This window comes from Desulfomonile tiedjei, from assembly GCA_016212925.1.
Lineage (GTDB): Bacteria > Desulfobacterota > Desulfomonilia > Desulfomonilales > Desulfomonilaceae > JACRDF01.
Window position 1 is genome coordinate 140443 of record JACRDF010000025.1, and the last position, 21493, is coordinate 161935.

The window sequence follows — 21493 nt, forward strand, 5'->3', positions numbered from 1 at the left end:
ACGATCATGGGAAAACCGAACGTACTAAGAACTCAAGTGGATCAGCTTCCCCCGGAGTATTACCGTTTTGTGGTTCTGTTCACCTGGACCGGCCTGGAAGACAATGTGGCCGTCCAGAGGTTGACTCCTTACGTTGGCCACCAGTTCCCGCCTGAGATGGAAATTGATTCGGAATCAGCCCAGTTCTATTATTTAACAGGAGCGCGGACTGTTCTGGTCGTTGGCTACACCAAGTCCGGGGCGGGGCTGCAGCGATTCTGTTCATCCGTTATTCGCGACACGCTCATTAACGCCAATGTTTATCATGCTGTGGAAGGCTATGAAGCAGCGAAGCCCATCCCAAAAACCCCTTAGCCTTCTGCCACTGTGTAGGGTAATCCAAGAGGGGCTCGCTGAGGAAACTTAGCGACCAGGAAAAAGCGGTCCTCCGCAAGCAGCGCATCAAAGTTCTGTGAATAGGCTGTGGTCGCGGCGGACACGAGTTGTGGAACAAATATCCCGGCAAGCAACTGGTCCAGGCACGCCCGTGGTCCGGGACGGCCTTGGTTTCGGTGGCCATTGGCGTACGCAGCTTTCCTGTCCCAAAGGCCGTGTTGCGCCGGAGAAAGGGCTACGTTCGCCAAAGCTAAAGGCGGGCTGTGGCCGCAGTGAGCGCCTCATCGCATCCTTGAGTGAATGCGGAAAGGTGTGGACCGCTGTCCGTATTGCAGGTCCTCGCAAGACTGCATCGACACCGGGGAACCATATTCGAGGTAGAGCTGCCCTTGGCCCCGTAGGACCGACAACCGGTAGAACCGGCATCCTGCCGGTCCTCTTCTGGCCCCCAGTGGGGTGATCGAGGACCTTAAATGACCGGCAGGATGCCGGCCCTACCAGAACGGCAGAGCAGGGGGAAAGACCGATTGCCAAGAACTTTGTCTTTTTTCATGTGAGATGCCGTGGTTGAGGATGATGCTTTGGGTGCCACTTCTGGCTTGCCCGGCAGCACAATCCTTCCTGGATTCCGGCTTCCGCCGAAATGAAGGTATGTGGCCCATGCAACTTGGTCAAAGATTTGGACAATCGCAATAAGGATATTGCCAACGGGGAGGGATTCCGATGAAATGCGTGGAATGCGGGTTCGAGAATAGAGAAGCGGCAAAATTTTGCAAGCAGTGCGGCAAAGGACTTCAATTGCAATGCCCTTCCTGTGCGCATCCTTGCGACCCTGGCAGCGTTTTCTGCGATGACTGCGGCCACGATCTGCGCAAGCCAAAAGAGGCCAGGCCTTTGGACTATGACCAGCCTCATTCGTACACCCCGAAGCATTTAGCCGAGAAGATCCTCACCACTCGCAGCTCCATCGAGGGCGAACGGAAGATCGTCACGATCCTCTTCGCGGATGTTGCCAACTCCACGGCCATGTTCGAAAACCTCGATCCCGAGTCGGTTCACGAGGTCATGGACGGGTGCTTTCGCCTCATGATGGACGAGATCCACAGATACGAGGGAACCATCAACCAGTTTCGCGGGGATGGGCTCATGGCCCTCTTCGGTGCTCCCATCGCTCACGAGGACCATGCACAGAGAGCTTGCTATGCAGCCCTCGCTACACAGAAGGCCCTGAAGCCTTATAGAGAGAGCCTTAAAAACCGGCACGGGATTGATTTCACTATGCGAATAGGCCTCAATTCCGGTCCTGTGGTTGTCGGCTCCATCGGTGACGATCTAAGAATGGACTACACCGCCCAAGGGGATACGGCAAACCTTGCGGCTCGAATGGAGAGCAATGCTCAGCCCGGTGGCGTGCTGGTATCAAACCACATATACAGACAAGCCAAAGAGTTTTTCGAGTTCGAGCCGATGGGCGAACTCCATGTGAAAGGCAAAGAAGAGCCTGTCGAGGCATACCGGCTCGTAAAGCCAACGGAGGTTGAAACAAGGATTGCTGCATCTGCTGCCAAGGGCCTTACCAGATTTGTGGGTCGCGACCGTGAGACGGAAACCCTCAAAGAGGCGTTCGACAAGGTTCAATCAGGAGAAGGCCAGGTCGTCGGCATCGTGGGCGAGGCAGGAGTAGGCAAATCGAGGCTCTTGCTGGAGTTCCGAAATCTGCTTCCCAAGGGGGATTTCACCTATTTTGAAGGACGCTGCCTGCACTACGGCGGTTCCATGCCCTATTTGCCCATACTCGACGTTACAAGGTCCTTTATCGGGGTCAAAGAAGGCGAGCAAGAGCACGTAATCAGGCAGAAGCTGAAAGAGAGAATCCTTGGGCTGGACGAGAACCTTGCACACATTATTCCGCCATGCCAAGAACTGTTGTCCTTAAAGGCCGATGATGAAGAATTCGCCAAGCTAGAGCCGAAACAGAAGAGGGAAAAGACCTTTGAGGCCATCCGGGACCTGCTGATCCGCGGCAGCCAAGATCGGCCGCTCGTTCTGGTCGTTGAAGACTTGCATTGGATAGACAAGACCACGGAAGAGTTCCTCACCTACATGATCGGCTGGCTCCCACGAACCCGAATTCTCCTCCTGCTTCTGTACCGGCCCGAATACACGCATCAGTGGGGGAGCAAATCTTATTACACCATGATTGGAGTGGGGCACCTTTCTACGAGCACAAGCGCAGAACTCGTGGCAGCTATCCTTGAGGGTGGAGATGTGGTCCCCGAGCTGAGGGAACTGATACTCAAGAGAGCCGCAGGAAATCCGCTATTCATGGAGGAGCTTACCCATAGCCTGCTTCAGAACGGCTCTATCCAGAAAAAGAATGATCGATTTGTCCTGGCCCGTGATGTCTCCAGCATGCAGGTCCCTGAAACCATTCAAGGGATCATAGCGGCTCGGATGGACCGTCTGGAGGAAAGCCTCAAAAGGATAATGCAAGTGGCCGCGGTTATAGGGCGGGAATTTGCCTTTCGCATCCTTGAAACCATCACTGAGATGAAAGAGGAGCTGAAATCAGGGCTGGTCAACCTTCAAGGGCTGGAATTCATCTACGAGAAGAGCCTTTTCCCCGACCTTGAGTACATCTTCCGGCATGCGCTAGTGCAAGAGGTCGCGTACAACAGCCTGCTTATCAACCGGAGAAAGGAGATTCACGAGAGGATAGGCAGGGCCATTGAGAGCCTATACCCCCAGAGACTCGAAGAATTCTGCGAAATGCTGGCTTATCATTACTCAAAGAGCGGAAATGCGGCCAAGGCGTACGAGTATCTAAAAGCGTCCGCGGAGAAGACTCTCCGAAATGACGCAGCGTTCGAAGCAGTTCGGTTCTACAAGGAAGCGATGGAGGTCCTCTCCCATCTGCCCCCGACCGATGAGAATAAAAAAGAGCAGATAGACCTCGTTTTGGCAATGCAGATGCCCTGGAGGAGGATCGGCTATTCGGAGGATTACCTCCCTATGCTTCAGAAGGCCGAAGCGATGGCCGAAGAGCTTGGCGATGAGAGGGAGAGACAGCAAATCAGGAGCGTTCTAGGGGTCTATTATATTATGAAGGGGGGTGACCCGCAGCTAGCATGGAAATATTTGGAGAGTTGTATGGCACATCCGGAAATAATACAGGATGTTGAACTCATGGTTCCGGTCGGATATGACCTGTGCACACTATGTGCGGTGACAGGGGATTACCGGAGAGTAAACCGAATCGCTCCTACGATCATTAGCCTGATCGAGACCTCTCGAACGCAGGCCGAATTCTTTGGCAAGTCTTTCAACGTGTACGCAGCTGTTTTCATGCTGTGGGGGGTAAGCACGTCAGGGTCTGGGAATTTTGACCAGGGCGAGAATTTTTTTGAGAAAGCCCTTTCATTTGCGCGTGAAATCAATCACACGGCCACGCTGGGAGCTGTAGAATGGGGATACGGCTGCTGGATTGCATTTAGGGGGAACGGACAAAGGGCAGCAGAGCATCTTGAAAATGGGATCAGGCATTTGGAAGAATCGCAGACTATATACTTACTGGGCCATGCATGGGCTTGGCTAGGATACGCGAACTGCTTGATGGGGCAGTTCAAGGATGCGGTTGAGTTCGCAGAGAAGGGGCTCAAGATGCACGCCGATCTTGGGATGTCCTATTGGCGATCCATGCACCACTGGTTCCGCAGCTATGCCAAATTCGAGCTGGGCGACATGGGAGAAGCAAGAACACATGCCGATCTGGCGCTGCAATTTTCAATTGAAAACAAAGAAAGACAGTGTGAAGGCATTGCTAGGGCCTGGCTTGGGAGGGTAGTTGCCAAAACGGACCCAGCGCACATCGAGGCCGCGGACCAGCAATTACTGCAGGGGATAAGCATGCTCGAAGAGCTTGGAGCGGCAGCGTTCTACTGTTGCGGTTATCTGTGGCTCGGTGAGGTCTACGCTGAGTCGGGCCGACTGGAAGAGGCCCTGGAAACACTGAAAAAAGCCGAGACGATGTTGCAGGAGATGAAGATGGACTATTGGCTGGGCAAAGCTCAAGAGGCGTTAGCCAGGCTGTGAACGCTTTGTTCCATGGTAGGGCCGGCATCCTGCCGGTCATTTGAGGCATCTTAGCAGTCACCTCCTCCGTGATATCGCCGGAGGCAGTGGATACAAGAGGACCGGCAAGATGCCGGTCCTACCACGAGAATGGGCAAGACACCGATCCGACTGTGAGAGGTGCAAGATGGGCACGCGTCCCAAATGGCTCAAGAAGAAAAAAGTTTCCGATGATGACGTGGATTTCCTATATGGAAGCGGCATTTTCAGGGCAATGCCGGAATCGGCCAAGACGCATCTCCTCGCGTGCGTGGCGCCGGTAACTGTCAAGGCAGGTGAGCGATTTATCGAGCGCGGAAAAGAAGCCAACAGCATGTATCTCATTCAGCACGGGACCTGCACGATCATAGACGAGAGAGACGGCGTCGAAACTCTCGTGGTCAAACGCAAGCCGGGCGATCTGGTGGGTGAGATGGCCCTCTGCACAGGCGAAAAAAGGACGGCACACGTCGATGCGGACGCGGAAATGAAGCTCTGGCGTATAACAAGGGCGGAATTCGATGAAATGTGTCTGGCCTATCCCGATCTCAGAGAATTCATCACCGAGATCGTGAGTGACCGGATTGCCGGTTCCAAGTTCGTGCTTCACAGATCCGTGGGAAAGTACATCATAAACGAAGTGATTGGCGAAGGCGGATGGAGCATCGTTTACAAGGGCATTCACCACGCCCTGAATATGCCGGTTGCCATCAAGATGCTGAAACACACCCTGGCCATGGACCCGGACTTCCAGAAGAAGTTTCGCAACGAGGCCAGCATCGTCTCTCGCTTGAACCATGACAACATCGTACGGGTGTACGATATCGAGCATCTGTATCGCACCGCGTTCATCGTTATGGAGTGTCTTTCCGGTTTCTCCGTGGAATCAATGCTGGAGGAGATGGCGGTGCTGCCGTTCCCGAAGGCACTGGACGTTCTAATGCAGGTGAGCAGCGGATTGAGCTATGCCCACGGGGAAGGCATTATTCATCAGGACATAAAGCCTTCCAACATATTCATGCAGACAGGAGAGCGAGCGAAGATAGTCGATTTCGGCCTTGCCTGCCACGTTGGCATGGGGGAAAACTTGGATCTTGTCGGAACACCTTACTACATGGCGCCCGAACAGATAGAAGGAGATTCGATCGATGAAAGGACGGACATCTACTCATTTGGCGTCATGGCCTTTGAAATGGTCACTGGCCGGAAGCCATTTCCTGGGCCTAACGTTGGCGACATGTTGAGAGCGCACAAAGAACAGCCGGTCCCCGATTTACGTTCACTGAACCCGGATCTGCCGCTTGAGTTCAATACCTTCATCCAGAGGGCCACGCAAAAAGACCCGGCCATGAGACATCAGAGCATGGCGGAGGTGCTGGAAGACCTCAAACCTTTAGCCGAGAAGTACCTCACAGGCCACGCAGAGGCAGGCGGTCCCGGCATGGAGCAAATGGTCCTACGGATGTCCTACCGTGACGCGGATCGAAGTGAATTGGCACGTTTGGTCGAAGATTTTTCAGAGCGACTCAAAAACCTGGGAGTAGAGCTCAGCGTGACCGGTCCCAAGCGGGGTACGAGTGATTGCCAAGAGTAGTGTCCGATGACGATGACAGGGTTCGGCGGGCGTATGCGTTGATTTGCTTGTCTCAGATGGGTTTCACAAGGATCTTGGATGCGTCCGCTTTGCTCACGGAGATATGATACCCCTTGGTATTGACGTTGAGGTCCCCGGAAACCCTGTCACGTTTTTCTATCCCTACTATTGCGCCGGTGTCCAGGCCTTTCTCCGACAGGACCTTTTTCAATTTTGCCGGTCCCTTGATGCTGGCTATCATGACCTGAGACCCCGCATCCGCTTCGGCCAGAGTCAAACCATCTTGCAGGGCTGCCTTCTGAGCTTCGGCCCTCGTTATGAGCTTCTTTCGCGCCTCTTCGAGGCAGGGTAGGCATTCATTACAGCTATCGGCCAGCTTTTCCAACCACCTGGTCTGATCCACCGGGCACATTTCCATGAATTCCACGAACCTGACCAGTTTCTCCATCACCTCAGGGTCCAGGTGATGTTCCAGGCGGCAGGCATTGTCCTCAGCGACTTCCGGCTCAATCTGCAAGACGCCGACTAGGAAACGCTTGAGCACCTCATGTTTGCGTACGATTTCCTCAGCCTTTTTTATGCCGCGGTCGGTCAGAGTGATAAATTGATGCGGATCGTATTGAATCAAACCTCTCGATCCCAGAATCTTGAGCGCGGAACTCACCGACGACATCTTCACCCCGAGCCTATTGGCAATATCGCGCACTCGCGCGATGCGCCGCTCCTGCTCAAGGTGATAGATCGCCTCCAGGTAGTCCTCCATGGCCGAACTGAGAGGGGCTGCAGGCTTGGATTGTGGCATAGGAAACCCCTTGGGTGTGATCCACGCCGAGTATGAAGAACCCCGCGCCTATTGTCAAGTTTTCTGGTCTGGCTTTGGTTCCGGTGCAGAAAGGATTTCTTTCTATTGACCGGAAACCATAACGACCTCCCAGAGCGAAGGTTCAGGAATGTCCCTGGACACGGGCCAGAGTTCCTCTCCCAATTGCAGAGCTGATTGTGTTTTATGACGCTAAGGGTTGGAGCCTAGCAAGCGAGACTGATCTTTGGGAGCCCCAGCCTCTAACCACTTTATAGGCTCCTCAGCTTCATTTTCCGGATTAACCCAGGCGATGTTTCTAAGCTCTCCAAGATTTGACGCAGCTTGGTGAAAAAGCTTTCGTGCCGCCTCGTCGTAAGATACCACTATCGTGTCCGCGCTAGAAGCCGCCTCAATGAGGTGCATATCATTGAGCAGCGTTTCCAAGTCCCCTTTCTTGGCAACCAACCTCTTGGCCTTGTTGCGCAGAGAGGTTTTCCGAGGCGGGTTCAAGAAGATTATTTTCTTCTTCGCGTGCATGCTCGTGAGCCATGTACTAGCGAAGGCTTGGAGTCGTCGACTCTTCCGCTTTTTCGTTGGTTTCTTGTACCATTCCGCCGCAATCTCCGGTGTCGTCACCACCTTATGACATATTCTCCGAATGGCCTTGAGAAAATCGCGGCTACTGATTGCGCGAGGATGCGTGGCCTTCTCACCGCCGGCACTCAACAGAATGTCGGCATCTACGACGAGCCGTTTGGAAGATCGTGCAGGCATTTTACAGGCCCATTTGACGCTTCGCAGAAGCGTCCAAATAGTCACTTTGGGCCTCCAATTCTACATCCCCAAAATCCTCCGGCCACTCGGTTTCAAATCTGCCGGCGCTATCGAGGTTTGTGCTAGTAATCTTCGTGAAGCCCTTTCTGTCACGTTCAAACCAGTGCAGTTTTACCAGGTCCGGCGAGAGCTTTCCTTCAGCTACAAGAGTTTGAATTCCCAGAAGCAAGAGTGAGCTGTGAGTCTCAGCTATAATCCTTACCCCACGTTTAGCAGCTGCTGCTAGGTGTCTCGCCAGGCCAATTTGTGATCTCGGGTGCAGGTGGCACTCAGGCTCTTCAACGAAAACCATTTGGCTTGGAACGGCCTCGATTAGTGCTGCCAATACAGGTAGGACATGTGGCACCCCCGATCCAACATCCGCGATATTTACGAGGTCCTTATCTGCACCTTGACTTGGCCTCCTACGCGGCCGGCCTACCAGCAGTTCGAAGCGAGTGGAATCAATTCGTCTGGCTTCGACTTTCCACGTAAGCCGTAAATCCTCCAGCGCCTCGGCTAGCCGAATAATCTTGTTATCTTTGCTGGCTTGCCAATAATCTACTAAACTGGCAACGTATTGCTCAAACGTTCCGGGGAACGTAGGACCTACAGCAGTTGACGGATAGCTCCGCTCCCGAGTCCCGCGTACCGCTGGCAGATGAATCAATCCTCGCAACAGCGAGTCGACCGTGACGCTAGGTTCCATTTTGATTATTGTGGTTCTTTGTTCTCCCCGAGTGGTCTTCTGCGTTGGAACTTGCCAGCGTACCAAGGCTGGCCCCAAGAAGCCGTAAGGCAGGATAGACCAAGACACCTTGTGACTCGAGCGCTCGGACAGTTTCTCGAATTCAGCCCCTAATAAACGCCCAGCCTCCGCCGCAATTTCACCTTCGTTCACCCCAGGTCGCAGTGTATATTTTCTGCCTCTGGTCTTCCATGTCATTTGTTTTATGTCGAAATGTTCGCGGTCAGGTTTTCGTTCAAAAACGTCCTCCAGAAAGCTCTCGGAATCCACTTGCAAACGTACGGAAAAGGCATTTTTGTAACCCCGTTCACCCTCTCTGCAGAGTAGTTGGTCAACGGAGGAGAATTCCACATTCGGTCCGTCCAAGCGTAATGCACCTGCCGGCTCAAACTTCGACTCAAGAGTCTGCTTCATAAGCAACAAAGGCTGCATGAAACTGGACTTACCCGAGCTATTAGCTCCTGCAAGAATAGTGAGGGGACGTATTTCGAGTGCTTGTTTCTTGCAGAGCGATTTGAACCCTCCTACGGTAATCGCCGTTATGCTCTTTGGGCTCTCATCCTGCAGCTTTTTTTCAGTACTACTTTTTCTAGGCATGGGATTCCTCCCCTCTGGAGGATTCAAATATGTGGGAGTTTTTTGAAGGGGGTCCGGGGGAAACTTTTTTGCAAAAAAGTTTCCCCCCGGTGTCTTCTATTCTTCTTCCTCCTCGCCTTCCCTCAGGCCTTCGCCCAGGAGTTTAGGGATTTCCGCGATAACGTCGGTGGCGATGACCGGCGCGGGGCCGTTTCTTTCCACCAGGCTGTCAGCGGCAAGACCGTGAAGGTACACGCCGAAGGGCAGGGCATGTTCCGGCGGAATTCCTTGCACCAGGAGTCCTCCCAGTATGCCGCTCAGAGCGTCACCTTGGCCGCCGGAGGCCATCCAGGGATTGCCGGTTGTGTTCACGAATATGGCTCCCTCAGGGGAAGCGGTCACTGTCGCGGCCCCTTTCAGGATGAGCCAGACGCCATATTCTTTGGCAATCTTTCGGGCCATCCCGACACGATCCGCCTGAACTTCTTTGGTGGTCTTGCCTGTGATTCGAGCCATTTCACCGGGGTGAGGTGTCAAGACAACTTTAGCCGCTGTGTTTTTGAGGCACTCCATGTTGTGCGACAGCCCGTTAAGCCCGTCAGCGTCTATGACAACCCATCCATCGAAGCCGGCCAGCACCTTTGCGATCAATTCCGGGATGCCTTCGGCCGTGGACATGCCCGGTCCCAGGACCATGCATCGCTTGCCTTCAGCCAGGGACAGAATTCGATCCGCGGAGTTTTCGCCAAGAAAACCTGTAATGGTTTCAGGGAGAGGCTCGGTCATTTCTTCGGTAAGTTTAATCTCCAGGATCGGGTTAAGTGAAGCCGGAACACCAACGGTTACTAGGCCGGCGCCGATGCGGGAAGCGGCCATGGCAGCCATGGCGGGCGCACCGGTCTTGCCGGGAGAGCCTCCGATTATGACGAGATGCCCGAATTTCCCCTTGTGCCCTTGAGGGTCCGAGCGCAGGCTGTAAAACTCCCAGACCTCAGGCATTTCATAGAGCACGGCTTTGGGAGGGTTACACGCGATTGCTTGCAGAGGAATGGATATGTCCACGACTTCCACTTTTCCGCAGTGTTCAACCCCTGGATAAAGAGCTGTTCCCAGTTTTCGAAACCCGTAAGTGACAGTCAGATCAGCTTGAACCGCCACGCCAAGAACCTGGCCCATGTCTGCGTCGAGGCCGGAAGGCAGATCCACCGCGAGACGGAAACCGGGAGCTGCGTTGATCTCTTCGATGGCCTCCTTGTAAGGGGACCGAACTTCCGAATTTAACCCCGTGCCCAGAATTGCGTCCACAATCAGGTCGGAATCCTGCCACATACACGAGGCTTGTTCCAAAGCCCCTTCATCCGTTACTTGAAAAATCCTGGAGGTCATCTTCTCGAGGATTTTCAGATTTGTCAGCGCATCGCCTTTGATCTTTTGCCGAGGAGCGAGCAAGAATGTGTCAACCTGCGCGCCATGATTGATCAAATAGCGCGCGATGACGTACCCGTCGCCTCCATTGTTTCCCGGACCAGCGACCACCGCGACATTCAAGCCCAGCACATCCCCACCAAGATGGGTCCTCAGAATATGGAACGTCGTGCGGCCCGCGTTTTCCATAAGGACAACACCGGGTATTCCGTACTCCTGAATGGCCGTCGCATCAAAAGCCCGCATCTCCTCGGCAGTGACCAGATACATGAGAAATCGCCTCCGTAAACTAAAGGGCCGGACATTGAGGGAAGAACCTGTTTGAACAAAGTTTCCCCCTAAGAATCCCCCTTACGCGCCGGTCTTACCGGACTCAAGGAATTCGCAAGAAAAGCCTGAGCAGAGCATGTTGTACCGCCCGATCTGTTCCAGGGTAACAAGCCCCACTAATTCGCCTCCGCGCATTACCGGGACCACTTTTTTCTCCGAACTCTGCATCCTTTCGAGGATCTCGATGAGCGGAGTTTGTTCGGCAGCCACTGGAAAGTCCTTGACCATGATCTCTTCGACCGGCACAGATGGCCCCTGTTTGTGGAGAGTTTCAACAAGGATGTCGCGTGTGACGAGTCCGAGCACTCTGTGGCCCTCCGTGACGGGAAAATCCGATTGAAAGCCGTGGGCATAACGCTCTGCCGCCTCGCCTACAGTTTGACCCTGAGAAAGAGTCACCACGTCGCGAATCATGGCTGTCTGGGCTGTTGCGTGGCCCAACGAGAGCATGATTCCCATTTGGCGCTCTTCGGCTTCGGCTCCCAGATATACGAACAAAGCTATGAGGATCATGAAAAAATTGCCGGCTAACAGCCCCACGAAGAACAGAATTATCGCGAAAGCCTGTCCCACGCCGACGGCAATCCGTGTGGCCTTCCAAGGGGAGAGGTACAGAGCCAGGAACCCCCTGAGAACACGCCCACCGTCCATAGGGAATGCGGGCAAGAGGTTAAAGATCGCGAGGACGAAATTGACCGCGGATAACTGAGCCAACAGATTCCCGCGGATTGACAGGTCGGAAAGGGTCACCGGATGGCCAAGTAAGTCAGCCGCAAACCATAACGAAAAGCCCAGAACGAGGCTCGCCACAGGCCCCGCGGCGGATATGATCATTTCCTGCCGAGGCTGATCCGGAGGGGTTGCCATTCGCGCTACTCCGCCTATCGGGAGCAGGGTGATGTCGGAAACCTCTATCCCGTAATAGCGGGCTACCATTGCATGGCTCAATTCATGAAAGACAACCGAAGCAAATACGAGCACGACGAAGAGCACACCCTGGAATCCTCCGATGCCAATTATGGACTGGCCCACGAAAAAGACCAGGGCAAGCAACAGCAGGAAAGTGATGTGCACCTTGACCGGTATTCCCAGTATTTTCCCTATGCCAAAAGACCATTTCATAAGATGGGCCTCCTCCAGCCAAATCCGCTTCGATTAACGTATTTCCTCGTACAGTACGTGCGCGCGAAATCTCATTATTGCAAGAGGCCATTCATCATTATCACATAATCAATCATGGGTCAGCACCGTCCCTAACCGCGCTCGCGTCTTTGCAAACCCACCAAGTTTGTAGTACTCTTAGTTTCGTACCGGACAACAGCAGCCTAATGCAAATTCGCAGTCAAACAAGGGGTAATCCCCTAAATGAAACGCGGACCTGACAACGCTCAGGTCCGTGGCACCCCAAGCCCGATGTTGATTGGATGTTGGGTGCCACTGACCTGGGCACCAGGTCAGTGCCGGTTTTGCTTCCCACTGATTCTAACTGTCTGGCAGCGGACTAGCGTAAATCGCCTGCACGTCCATGCCAAACGGCCTGAAGGAAAGGCGGGACGGAGAACAGGCGCAAAAAAGAGACCCCATCACGTGAGGCTTGAAAGTGATTTCAATTGGTGAAGCGCAGCAAAAGGTGCTCGAGGAGATCCCTCTCCTCGGTCGGGAAAGAATACACATATTGGAGGCGCTGGGACGCGTTCTGGCGCAGGACGTGGCAGCTATTCGCGATGTGCCCTCCGCGGACAACTCGGCCATGGATGGCTTTTGTTGCCGTCACGAAGATCTGGCGGGTGCAAGCCCAACCAATGCAGTCACCCTGCGGCTGACCGGGGACTCCCCCGCTGGAAAGCCCTTCAAAGGAACAGTGGGCCCCGGCGAAGCGGTGAGGATCATGACAGGCGGCTTGATCCCTCCGGGCGCGGACACGGTGATCATGCTGGAGTACACACAAGGGGAAGGGGACCGGATCGTATGCCTCAAAGATCCCGGTCCGGCCAAGCATATACGCAGGCGCGGCGAAGATGTCCGAGCCGGAGAGATAGTGCTGTCCGCCGGGGATATTATAAGGCCGCCTGAAGTGGGGATGCTTGCCACGCTGGGCCATGCGTACGTGTATGTCTATCAGCGGCCGGTGGTGGCTATTTTGTCTACGGGCGACGAACTGGTCGACCTGGACGAACCTTTCAGCGACGGGAAAGTGGTCTGCTCCAACAGTTACAGCCTGGCCGCTCAAGTGGCGGAATGCGGCGCAATCCCGCTTTCTCTGGGAATTGCAACCGACGAGGAATCCGATCAGCGCAGCAGGATCTCGGACGGTTTGAGGGCGGACGTAATACTCACTTCGGGCGGGGTGTCCGTTGGCAAGTATGATCTGGTAAAAGACACGCTGTCGGAATTGGGAATGAAAGTAAAGTTCTGGAAAGTGGCCATGAAGCCGGGAAAACCGTTAGTCTTCGGCACCATCGGAAACAAGCCTGTCTTTGGCCTGCCGGGCAATCCGACATCCGTGATGATATCATTCGAGCAATTCGTCAGGCCCGCGCTGCTGAAGATGATGGGGCATGCAAATCTTTTCCGCCCACTAATCGAAGCTACTCTCGCTGAAGACGCCGGCGTCGCGACGGACCGTCTCCACCTGGTGCGCTGCAAACTTTTTGAAAAAGACGGCCAAATGATGGCGACTACTACCGGAAACCAGAGTTCCGGCGCCCTGCGATCGATGGTGCTGGCTGACGGCCTGATGATTTTACAGCCTGAGGACGCTCCTTTTGTTGCCGGGAAGACCGTCAAGATTCAACTGCTCCACGCAAACAGCCCCTTGAGCCCGCACTCCCCATATGAGTGACAACGTCCCGTGGTAACCATTCATCGCGAAGGCTTTGTATTGGGACCTTTAGTGGGGGAGAGGCCGTTTTCCGCGGTCACACAAGTAACATAGCCCTGGCACGGCGGGCACGGCCCGCCCTACAGGAGGCGCGTCGCACACACGTAGGGCGGGCCGTGCCCGCCTTACCATGTTGTAGCAAGGTGGTGGTCCCTCCCGGCCCACCGTTAACATCACTTGATTGATCGTACATTGGTATTAGGGGTTTAAGCGCCCCCGACAATTTGACTCCGCGGCATTGGTGCTTATGCTGAGAAACAAGAATACCGGAACGGAGGCCTTGCCATGGATGCGGAACGGTACACACCCACCAGGTTGGAATGGATTGTGCTCAACATTCAGTCAAAAATCCCTATGCTCTTGTCCCAGCTCCGGATGCTCCAGCAACAGAAATCAGTGGACGACATCCGCGTGTTTTTCAAATTCAAAGAGCCTGACACCATCATCCCCGTAGTCAGACATCTCCAGGGAGTCCCGGCCGACGTGGTCAAGCTTCTCGACGAAGAAATCTCACGGGAGATCCACGAAATAGCCCAGTACTATGGCTGGGACAACTGGTTGATGATCGAGTGGGACGTACCCTGACTGATTGCTAATTTGTCGAAGCCGAGAGTGTCAGTCCGTTTGTGCGGTCAGGTGGTTACACCGTAATCCTTGATCTTTTGCAGCAACGACGGATAGCTGATTTCGAGGAGAGCCGCGGCTTGGGAACGGTTCCCGCCCGTTCTGTTGAGGGCCCTCACAATCAGGGTCCTCTCGAGATCCTTGCACGCTTTCTTGAGCGAGATCGAATCCTCGTCCTCTGTGAAACAGACCACCCTTTTACCGCCGACGCGGATGTCGTAAGGGAGGCTGTCCAGAGTAATCGAATTTCCGGTAGTGAGGATCATGGCTCGTTCAACGACATTCTGAAGCTCTCGGACGTTTCCCCTCCAACGGTAAGAGAGTAACGCCTCCTGCGCTTCTCGTGTTATCAGCCCTATGTTAAGGCCCATTTTTTTGTTGAATACGCCTACGAAGTGTTCCACCAGAGGGATAATGTCTTCTTTGCGTTCCGAGAGAGGCGGCACGTGAATGTGCATTACATTAAGACGGTAGAACAAATCCTTGCGGAAGCGGCCCTGAGCCATGGCTCCTTCCAGGTCCTCGTTGGTGGCCGCGAGAACCCTTACTGACACCTTGCGAGTCGCGGTCTCGCCTACTCTTCTGAATTCCCCTTTGTCCAACACCCCGAGAAGCGTCACCTGAAGCGAGTCGTCCGTCGCGCCGATTTCATCCAGAAGGATCGACCCTCCTTCGGCTTCCTCGAAAAGGCCCGGCTTCTCATCGTTCGCACCCGTGAAAGCTCCCCGCGCATGACCGAACAACTCGGTTTCCAGAAGTCCCGCGGGTATTGCGCCACAATTTATTACGACAAATGGGCCGCCGGCACGGGATGAACAGCGATGGATCTCTTGAGCCATCAGTTCCTTGCCGGTGCCCGATTCACCGGTTATAAGCACTGAGGATTCAAAAGGGGCAGCCTGGTGAGCTGTGGCAAGCACGGCCTTGATGGCGGGAGATTCCGCGACGATATCGGGACTGCGCTCGGTGCGCATCAGCCGCCGTCTCAAACGAACGACTTCCCGGCGCAGGCGTTCCCGTTCAGAGGCTTTCCGCAAGGTGAGCACCACCTCGTCGGTTTTGAAGGGCTTGGAAATATAGTCGTAGGCTCCTTTGCGCATGGCTTCGAGCGCCAACTCTATGGTGCCGTAAGCGCTCATAAGAATCACTATGACTTCTATCCCGCGCGCCCGGAGCGCCTCCACGAGCTGAATCCCGTCCATTCCCGGCATCCGAACGTCGGAAAGTATGAAGTCAAAGCCCGCAGTCGCCGCGAGGTCCAACGCCTCTTTGGCGGACGAAGCGCACTCGGGATCAAAGCCGTCGTTCCTGAGGATGGCACTGAGCATGTGGAGCATATTCGGTTCGTCGTCAACGATCAGTATTTTGTGAGGGGGATCAGGCATTGTGGTCCAGCCTAAGAGAATCGGGTCCAACGATATTGATGAAAACGCCGCCGAGTCCGGAGTCACAGTTTAACCTGTCATGTCTGAATAAGCTAGGGGTGAAGAAGCGCGGGCGCCGGAGGCAGCAGCAAGTATTCAGTCTTTCGGGAGGAGTGGAGTGTTTTTGTGGGGCTGGCTTTCCAGCCTGCCATCATCGGCATTTTTGGGCAGGAAGGCTGGAAAGCCTGCTCCACGATTCCATGACATCGCCACAGTGATGCAGACCAACCCTAAGATTGAATGCTCACAATCAGCTTCACATTCCGCTTGACATAATTCAGTTATTACTTTAATATAGCACTGCATATATTGGACATCATGTGTCTTTTAATAAAGATTGACATGATGTTACCTGGAGGACGGTTGATGAAAACAAGCCTGCATGCCGTCGCTTTGGCGGCTCTCCTGATGCTGCTCCCCATTGAATCCTTTTCAGGCCATTTCATGGAAAAAAATCATGACTATCTTGCGCGATTCCACAATGTGATTTTTTTGTTCGATGTGTCTGATTCCATGTTGGCGGGGCATCCGGAAAACTATGACACTTCACGGCTCTTCATTGGCGTCAGGGGGCTGGAATTATTCAACCGCGTCATGCCTCACGTTCCAAGGTGGCAGTACGATCTGAACACCGCGCTGATAACGTTCGGAGATTGTGATACACCAAAGTTACTCAGTCCTCTCGGCCCGTGGGACAGGAAGAAATATTGGCAGTTCTACAACTGCATGCGCAAAGAAGGTTTTTTCCCAAAGAGAACTGCGACTCTTCAAGACGCCCTTCAGTTGGCCGGATCCATGATTGCCACGGCGTCAGGCCGCACTGCGATAGTCGTTATTACCGATGGCGGCTCTCAGGGAGAGTGCCCGCAGAAGACTGCCACTGCTCTGAAGGACTCTTACGGCGACAAGGTCCAGATTTTCGGAATATGGCTCGGGGCCATGGAAGTGGGATGGCGAAATCTGTACGAGGCCTGCAAGCTTACCGGAGGATATGCGCGTCAATGGGAGGAAGTTCGCACCAAGGCCCAAATGAAGGAATTCGTGTGGGACATCACGATACGCGAAATAATGTTCCCTTATCCCGAGATCTTTTTCAAGGCCAAACGCGCCGACCTGATACCGTCGGAGGCGCTCAAGCTGGAGAGCGTGGCTAACTTCCTCCACGCCATTCCGCAATACTGCTTGCAGATAGACGGACACACCACGTTTCTGGGAAACACCAGCGACAATCATCGGCTCGGACATGCCCGGGCAGCCAATGTGAAAGACGCATTGATAAAAATCTACGGAATAAACCCGGATAGGATACTCCTCCGGACGTGGGGTGAAGAGCTGCCCCGTTACGACAACCAGAATCCTGACGTGCGTTTGCGCAATGATCAGGCAAACCTCTACTTGATGCTGCCTTTGAGAGAATTCCCTTACGACGAGAAGAAGCTGCACACCTTCGGGGTCACGGCCGTGGGCGACATTTACAATACCCAGGAAAGGGACAAGGACACCGAGTGGGCGTGGCCGGACAAGCCTGCACCGGGGTCTAAAATGCCGGTCCAAGTCCGCCGTCTACAGCGTGGGGTCAAGAGGTGATGTCAAAACTGCGGGGTGACCCTTTGTAAAGGGTTTCCCCGCACTCCCTTTCAAAAACCTCCATAGCCTGTCCGCTGAGCGGCTTCTGCCGCAGAGCGCAACAACCCCCTCCAAAATAAACCTTTCCTGAATCACAGCTTTTCTTTTATTGCACGCGTATTGGATTCAATCCATCGGACGAAGGCGGTGTGTAATTTGTCTGTGACGCGATTCCTGGCCAGGAGTCGCCCGGAACGGACCAGCAGCCTTGGGGAGAACAATCTGAACAGCCCCGACCGCTGGTCGTCCAGCATGTTTCGGTAGCGGATCAAATCGAGATGATAGGCGAGCACGTCCCGGTTGCGCTGATTTCTCGCCTCAATAGTTTCGTGATCCGAACCGTCGATCTCTTCGTAAAGAAATTGCTCCCGCTCAAAGACTGAACCGCCAACCTCTCGAAGGTTAGTCAAACCATAGTCTTGCGGGGCTTCCGTCATCAAGGATTGAGGCTCCAACAGGAAGCGCTGGGGCAGGAAAACCACTTGCTCCGATCTCAGGTAGCGGTCCACCAGGCGGATGAAGCCTTCGACATCCCCGGCGGATTCATGGGGAGTGTTGTACATAAGGTGAATATAACTCTTGATACCTGCTGAAATCGCCTCATCAATCAGGTCGTACATTTTGTCCACGTCAAAACGTTTGCCCAGCAGATGCACCGTGGGCTGATGAGCAGACTCCACGCCCCAGAAAAGGCTAAAACAGCCGGCATTCTTTACTTTCCTCAACAGGTCCGGAGTGAAGCCGTTGACCTTTGCGTAAGAGTACCAACGGATGTCCGGGAGGACCTCGGCCAATCTGTCGCACAGTTCTGCAAGGCGCCGCGGGTTGCCGTTAATCGACGCGTCGGCAAATTGAAAAAGGCTTGTGCGGTACTTCTTGGAAAGACCTGAGAGTTCTGCAACCACTTTGTCCACGGATTTCACGTCATATCGGTCAACAAGACGGCCGGTGCAAAACGTGCACCTGGAAGGACATCCTTTAGAGATACGATACGGCAGAAAGAAGGTTTGCTCGCCTGTCAAAGGGTGGTTGTATCGGTACCGATGGAGGTCCAATCCCTCGAAATCAGGTGCACGCTCTTCTTCCGCGGCAAGGCGGGACCGAGGCGCCTGAAACAGATTCCCTTTATCGAAGAAGATTATACCGGGGATATCTCCCTTGGAGGCCAGGCTTGTCTCCTGATGAAGTCTGTGGAGCATCAACAACGGGACCTCACCGCTGCCCTTAACCCAGTAGTCAGCCTGCCCGTATGGGACAAACGACTTCACCGGTTTGATGGTGATAAAAGGACCGCCGAAAACTATGACCGCATCGGGGTTGACTTTGCGGATGTACCTCGCAAGGAGCAGCGAAGCCCAGAACTGATGATAGGCCACGATGGAGAAGGCGTAAATCCCGGCGCCTTGAATCAACCGGCTGCCGTACTTTTCCACAAATGCTGCGAGTCCCTGATGCGACCCTCCTCCGTCAAGGACCCCAAAGAAATCTCTGTCCGAAAAGGTCTTCTCGGGGTTGTGATAATCAATATCCTCCTCCGCGTCGAACAGGTATTCCATGAGGAAATCGTATTGAACCGTCGGAACGGAATGTTCCTTGAGAAATGCGTACAGAACCGCCATGCCGTAAGGCATGAACTTTGTTTGAAGGTAGCGTTTGCTGATCGCGGGTGGATGAATCAGCACGACGCGAGGGTCCTTTGGAGACCGGTTCGGGCATGCTCCGTAGGTAATGATATCCTCCAGCAATGCCGCGCCATACCGGTGCGCGGTCAAATCAGGAATAATCCGGTAGAACGAACACGAACCCGACAAAGGTCAAGTTCGTGGCACCCCCAGCCCGATGTGGATTGGGTGCCGGGTGCCACTGACCTGGTTTCCAGGTCAGTGCTGATTTCGTTTCTAACTGATTCTCTCTGTTCGGAAGCAACAGGTGTCAGTCAGGTTCTCCCACACGGGGAGCATCAGGCCTTTCAGGTTCCCCCGGCTTTGGGATCGTCACAGCAAGGCGTCTGCGGCGAACTAGCCTCAAGAGCTGACGGCCTTGTTCTCCGCGCGCCGTCAACTTTCTTCCAAAGGACCCGAATGATCAAACCCGCAAGAATTGCCGCCGCGAGCCATTCCAGCCAGACAGGGACGAGTTCGCCCGCGGAGGCTCCCGCTGCTACCTTTGCCGAGATCCCCAACCATGCATAGATAAGATCCAGGACAAAGGCCGCCACCATGGTGCAAATCACGATTGACCCCAAGTAGATGCCCAGGGTACGCCTTCCGAGTATGCCTCCCACCATGGCAATGGTGGCCATATTGGTCGCCGGCCCGGCCATGAGCAGCACAAGCGCTGCTCCGGGGCTCATTCCCTTAAGGATCAAGGCCGCGGCGACAGGAGTTGACATTGAAGCGCAAATATACATGGGGAGGCTCACAGCCAGCATGCCCAAATACGCGAGAAACCCTGATCCCAGATTTGCAGAGACAAACGATTCCGGTACCAGAGCATTTATGATGCCGGCCAAAAGAATTCCAAGAATAAACCATCCAGCGAGATCGTTCATCAGCTCGTCAAAGGCGAACCGAAATCCGGCCACCAGTTTTTCAGTCGCAGTATGGTGTTTAGCGTGCTCGCTTGGAGTGCAATCTGTCCCGTCGCAACAAGCGTCAACGAGGCAGGTTCGGTATGCTTCAATGTCTCGCCCCCTCTGGTAGGTTCCACCGGCAAAATTCTCGACGAGCCCCGCGGCCAGTGCGGTAACAAACGCGGTGAACGGTCTCATCACCGTAATTATGGGGTCCAGGAGAGAATAGGTGAGCGCAATGGAGTCTACCCCGCTTTCCGGCGTGGATATAAGAAACGACAGGCATGCTCCGTTGTTCGCGCCCTGTTTCTTCAGGCCCGCAACTGCGGGCACCACCCCGCATGATCAGAGCGGAATGGGAATGCCCAGCAACGACGCGTACAGTACAGATTTGAATCGGCCGCGCCGAAAATAGTGGCTGACCGAATCCGGAGTGATGTACACGCGCATGATCCCGGCGATGCCTAAGCCGAACAGGATGTACAACGCTGCTTCGCGAAAAACTTGCCATGACGCGGAGAGAATTTCGACAATGAGTTCCATAAGCTAATAATAACACAGCCAGGCCATAAAGCCATAAACCCGCCTATAGTAGTTCTCGAAAGTAACCACAGACGAATTTGCTGGTGTCCCGCCAGCGCGGGACGAACTCATTCGGGAAGAGTTTTTGGGAAAATCTATTGTAGTGCCTTCTGTCAAGCGATCCCTTCTGTATTGGGTGCCACGGACCTGGGTTTTACCAGGTCCGTGCTTCCTGCCAGTTCTATCGCCACGATAACTCGGAAGATTCCCGGCCTTATCGTACCATCGGCTCGCTTTTCAATTTGGAGGTTAATACGCGGGACGACCTTACCGTTTTCCAGAAACGCCGGCACGGACCTGGCGGAGCCCAGGTCCGTGGCACCCGGGAGTCAATCCGTGGCAACTGTCGAGAGTGGCAATGACCGCGCCAAACTTACAAGATGGATTCAAGGGCCGGATTCCGGAACTGCGCGAACACTCAAGCGGAGTTACTTCTTAAGGGGACGGGCTTGGAACAAAGCAAGAAATTATGTGTTTATTTTTGCGAGGGGGTACTATTCATCTTTTCCATCTTGGATGCTATGGCTGTCAACTTCGCTTCCAGATTGTTGAGGCGAGTCTGGACAGCGGCATTGACTCTGGCTTGCTCCTGGGGCTCCGCCGCTGCTGCAGGCTGTCGGAGATTCTGCTTAAGCTCGCCGAGTTCCATCTTGATGCCTTGCAGGTTTTTCACTACAGCCCTGTCATTGTCTATGAATGCCTGGGAATAATTCTGGATGGACCGTCCCACATCCTCGCCCTTTTTTCCAAGGTCCGCCATCAGGCCGTCGGATTTACGTTCCATCCTTTCGGCGCTGTTGGCCATGCGCGCGGTACTGCTCACCATGATAGGCATCCCCGATGCCATGACGCCCATGTAGTGGACCATGGAATCCATGTTGGACTGGATCTTGTTCACATCAGGGAGGATGCGCGCGCACCCGCACGCAACAAGAACAAACGAGGCCGCCAAAAGCTTCAGGAGGTTCTTCTTCACGGCTGAATTCCTCTGATCGGGCTGTTCGCCCTTTC

Annotated in this window: 16 protein-coding genes; 6 read left to right on the top strand and 10 right to left on the bottom strand. The window is 54.2% G+C overall.

The genetic code is table 11. The features are described from left to right. Nucleotides 1-6 precede the first annotated feature (6 nt). From HY913_11155 to HY913_11165, 3 genes are all read left to right on the top strand, one after another. A complete protein-coding gene (locus HY913_11155) occupies nt 7-354 on the top strand; it encodes a hypothetical protein (protein MBI4963823.1) in 348 nt (115 codons plus the stop codon). A 744-nt stretch (nt 355-1098) separates the two neighbouring features. Next, the gene (locus tag HY913_11160) at nt 1099-4467 is read left to right on the top strand and encodes an AAA family ATPase (GenBank protein ID MBI4963824.1); all 3369 of its coding nucleotides are present in this window, start codon (nt 1099-1101) and stop codon (nt 4465-4467) included. A 166-nt stretch (nt 4468-4633) separates the two neighbouring features. After that, the gene (locus tag HY913_11165) at nt 4634-6079 is read left to right on the top strand and encodes a protein kinase (GenBank protein MBI4963825.1); all 1446 of its coding nucleotides are present in this window, start codon (nt 4634-4636) and stop codon (nt 6077-6079) included. A gap of 52 nt (nt 6080-6131) precedes the next feature. Here the strand turns inward: HY913_11165 and HY913_11170 are convergent, their stop codons facing one another. The 5 genes from HY913_11170 to HY913_11190 all read right to left on the bottom strand — a co-directional run bounded on the left by HY913_11170 (nt 6132) and on the right by HY913_11190 (nt 11895). Beyond that, nucleotides 6132-6881, bottom strand: coding sequence for a metal-dependent transcriptional regulator (locus HY913_11170; protein MBI4963826.1), 750 nt, complete (start codon nt 6879-6881; stop codon nt 6132-6134). A 210-nt stretch (nt 6882-7091) separates the two neighbouring features. Beyond that, the gene (locus tag HY913_11175) at nt 7092-7655 is read right to left on the bottom strand and encodes a hypothetical protein (GenBank protein ID MBI4963827.1); all 564 of its coding nucleotides are present in this window, start codon (nt 7653-7655) and stop codon (nt 7092-7094) included. Nucleotide 7656: 1 nt separating this feature from the next. Next, nucleotides 7657-9039 (bottom strand): DUF3696 domain-containing protein, encoded by a 1383-nt coding sequence (locus tag HY913_11180; GenBank protein ID MBI4963828.1) that lies wholly within the window; start codon nt 9037-9039, stop codon nt 7657-7659. A gap of 96 nt (nt 9040-9135) precedes the next feature. Next, nucleotides 9136-10713 carry an NAD(P)H-hydrate dehydratase gene (locus tag HY913_11185; GenBank protein MBI4963829.1) on the bottom strand — a complete coding sequence of 526 codons (1578 nt, stop codon included), beginning with the start codon at nt 10711-10713 and terminating at the stop codon, nt 9136-9138. Between the two features lie 81 nt (nt 10714-10794). After that, entirely contained in the window at nt 10795-11895 is a 1101-nt protein-coding gene (locus HY913_11190; protein MBI4963830.1) for a site-2 protease family protein, read from the bottom strand. A gap of 478 nt (nt 11896-12373) precedes the next feature. On the opposite strand from HY913_11190, the gene HY913_11195 reads away from it, so the two are divergent. Next, a complete protein-coding gene (locus HY913_11195; GenBank protein ID MBI4963831.1) occupies nt 12374-13615 on the top strand; it encodes a molybdopterin molybdotransferase MoeA in 1242 nt (413 codons plus the stop codon). A 324-nt stretch (nt 13616-13939) separates the two neighbouring features. Continuing rightward, nucleotides 13940-14239, top strand: coding sequence for a hypothetical protein (locus HY913_11200; protein MBI4963832.1), 300 nt, complete (start codon nt 13940-13942; stop codon nt 14237-14239). 47 nt (nt 14240-14286) lie between these two features. Here the strand turns inward: HY913_11200 and HY913_11205 are convergent, their stop codons facing one another. Further along, nucleotides 14287-15663, bottom strand: coding sequence for a sigma-54-dependent Fis family transcriptional regulator (locus tag HY913_11205; GenBank protein MBI4963833.1), 1377 nt, complete (start codon nt 15661-15663; stop codon nt 14287-14289). A 405-nt stretch (nt 15664-16068) separates the two neighbouring features. Between HY913_11205 and HY913_11210 the strand changes: the two genes are divergently transcribed. Continuing rightward, a complete protein-coding gene (locus tag HY913_11210; GenBank protein MBI4963834.1) occupies nt 16069-17289 on the top strand; it encodes an OmpA family protein in 1221 nt (406 codons plus the stop codon). A 131-nt stretch (nt 17290-17420) separates the two neighbouring features. Here the strand turns inward: HY913_11210 and HY913_11215 are convergent, their stop codons facing one another. From HY913_11215 to HY913_11230, 4 genes are all read right to left on the bottom strand, one after another. Further along, nucleotides 17421-19100: a radical SAM protein gene (locus HY913_11215; GenBank protein MBI4963835.1), complete on the bottom strand. Its 1680-nt coding sequence runs from the start codon at nt 19098-19100 to the stop codon at nt 17421-17423. Between the two features lie 197 nt (nt 19101-19297). Further along, on the bottom strand, nt 19298-20233 hold the full coding sequence (locus HY913_11220; GenBank protein ID MBI4963836.1) for a permease: 936 nt from the start codon (nt 20231-20233) through the stop codon (nt 19298-19300). Nucleotides 20234-20245: 12 nt separating this feature from the next. Continuing rightward, nucleotides 20246-20443, bottom strand: coding sequence for a hypothetical protein (locus HY913_11225; protein MBI4963837.1), 198 nt, complete (start codon nt 20441-20443; stop codon nt 20246-20248). A 514-nt stretch (nt 20444-20957) separates the two neighbouring features. Then, entirely contained in the window at nt 20958-21458 is a 501-nt protein-coding gene (locus HY913_11230) for a hypothetical protein (protein ID MBI4963838.1), read from the bottom strand. Between the last annotated feature and the right edge of the window lie 35 nt (nt 21459-21493).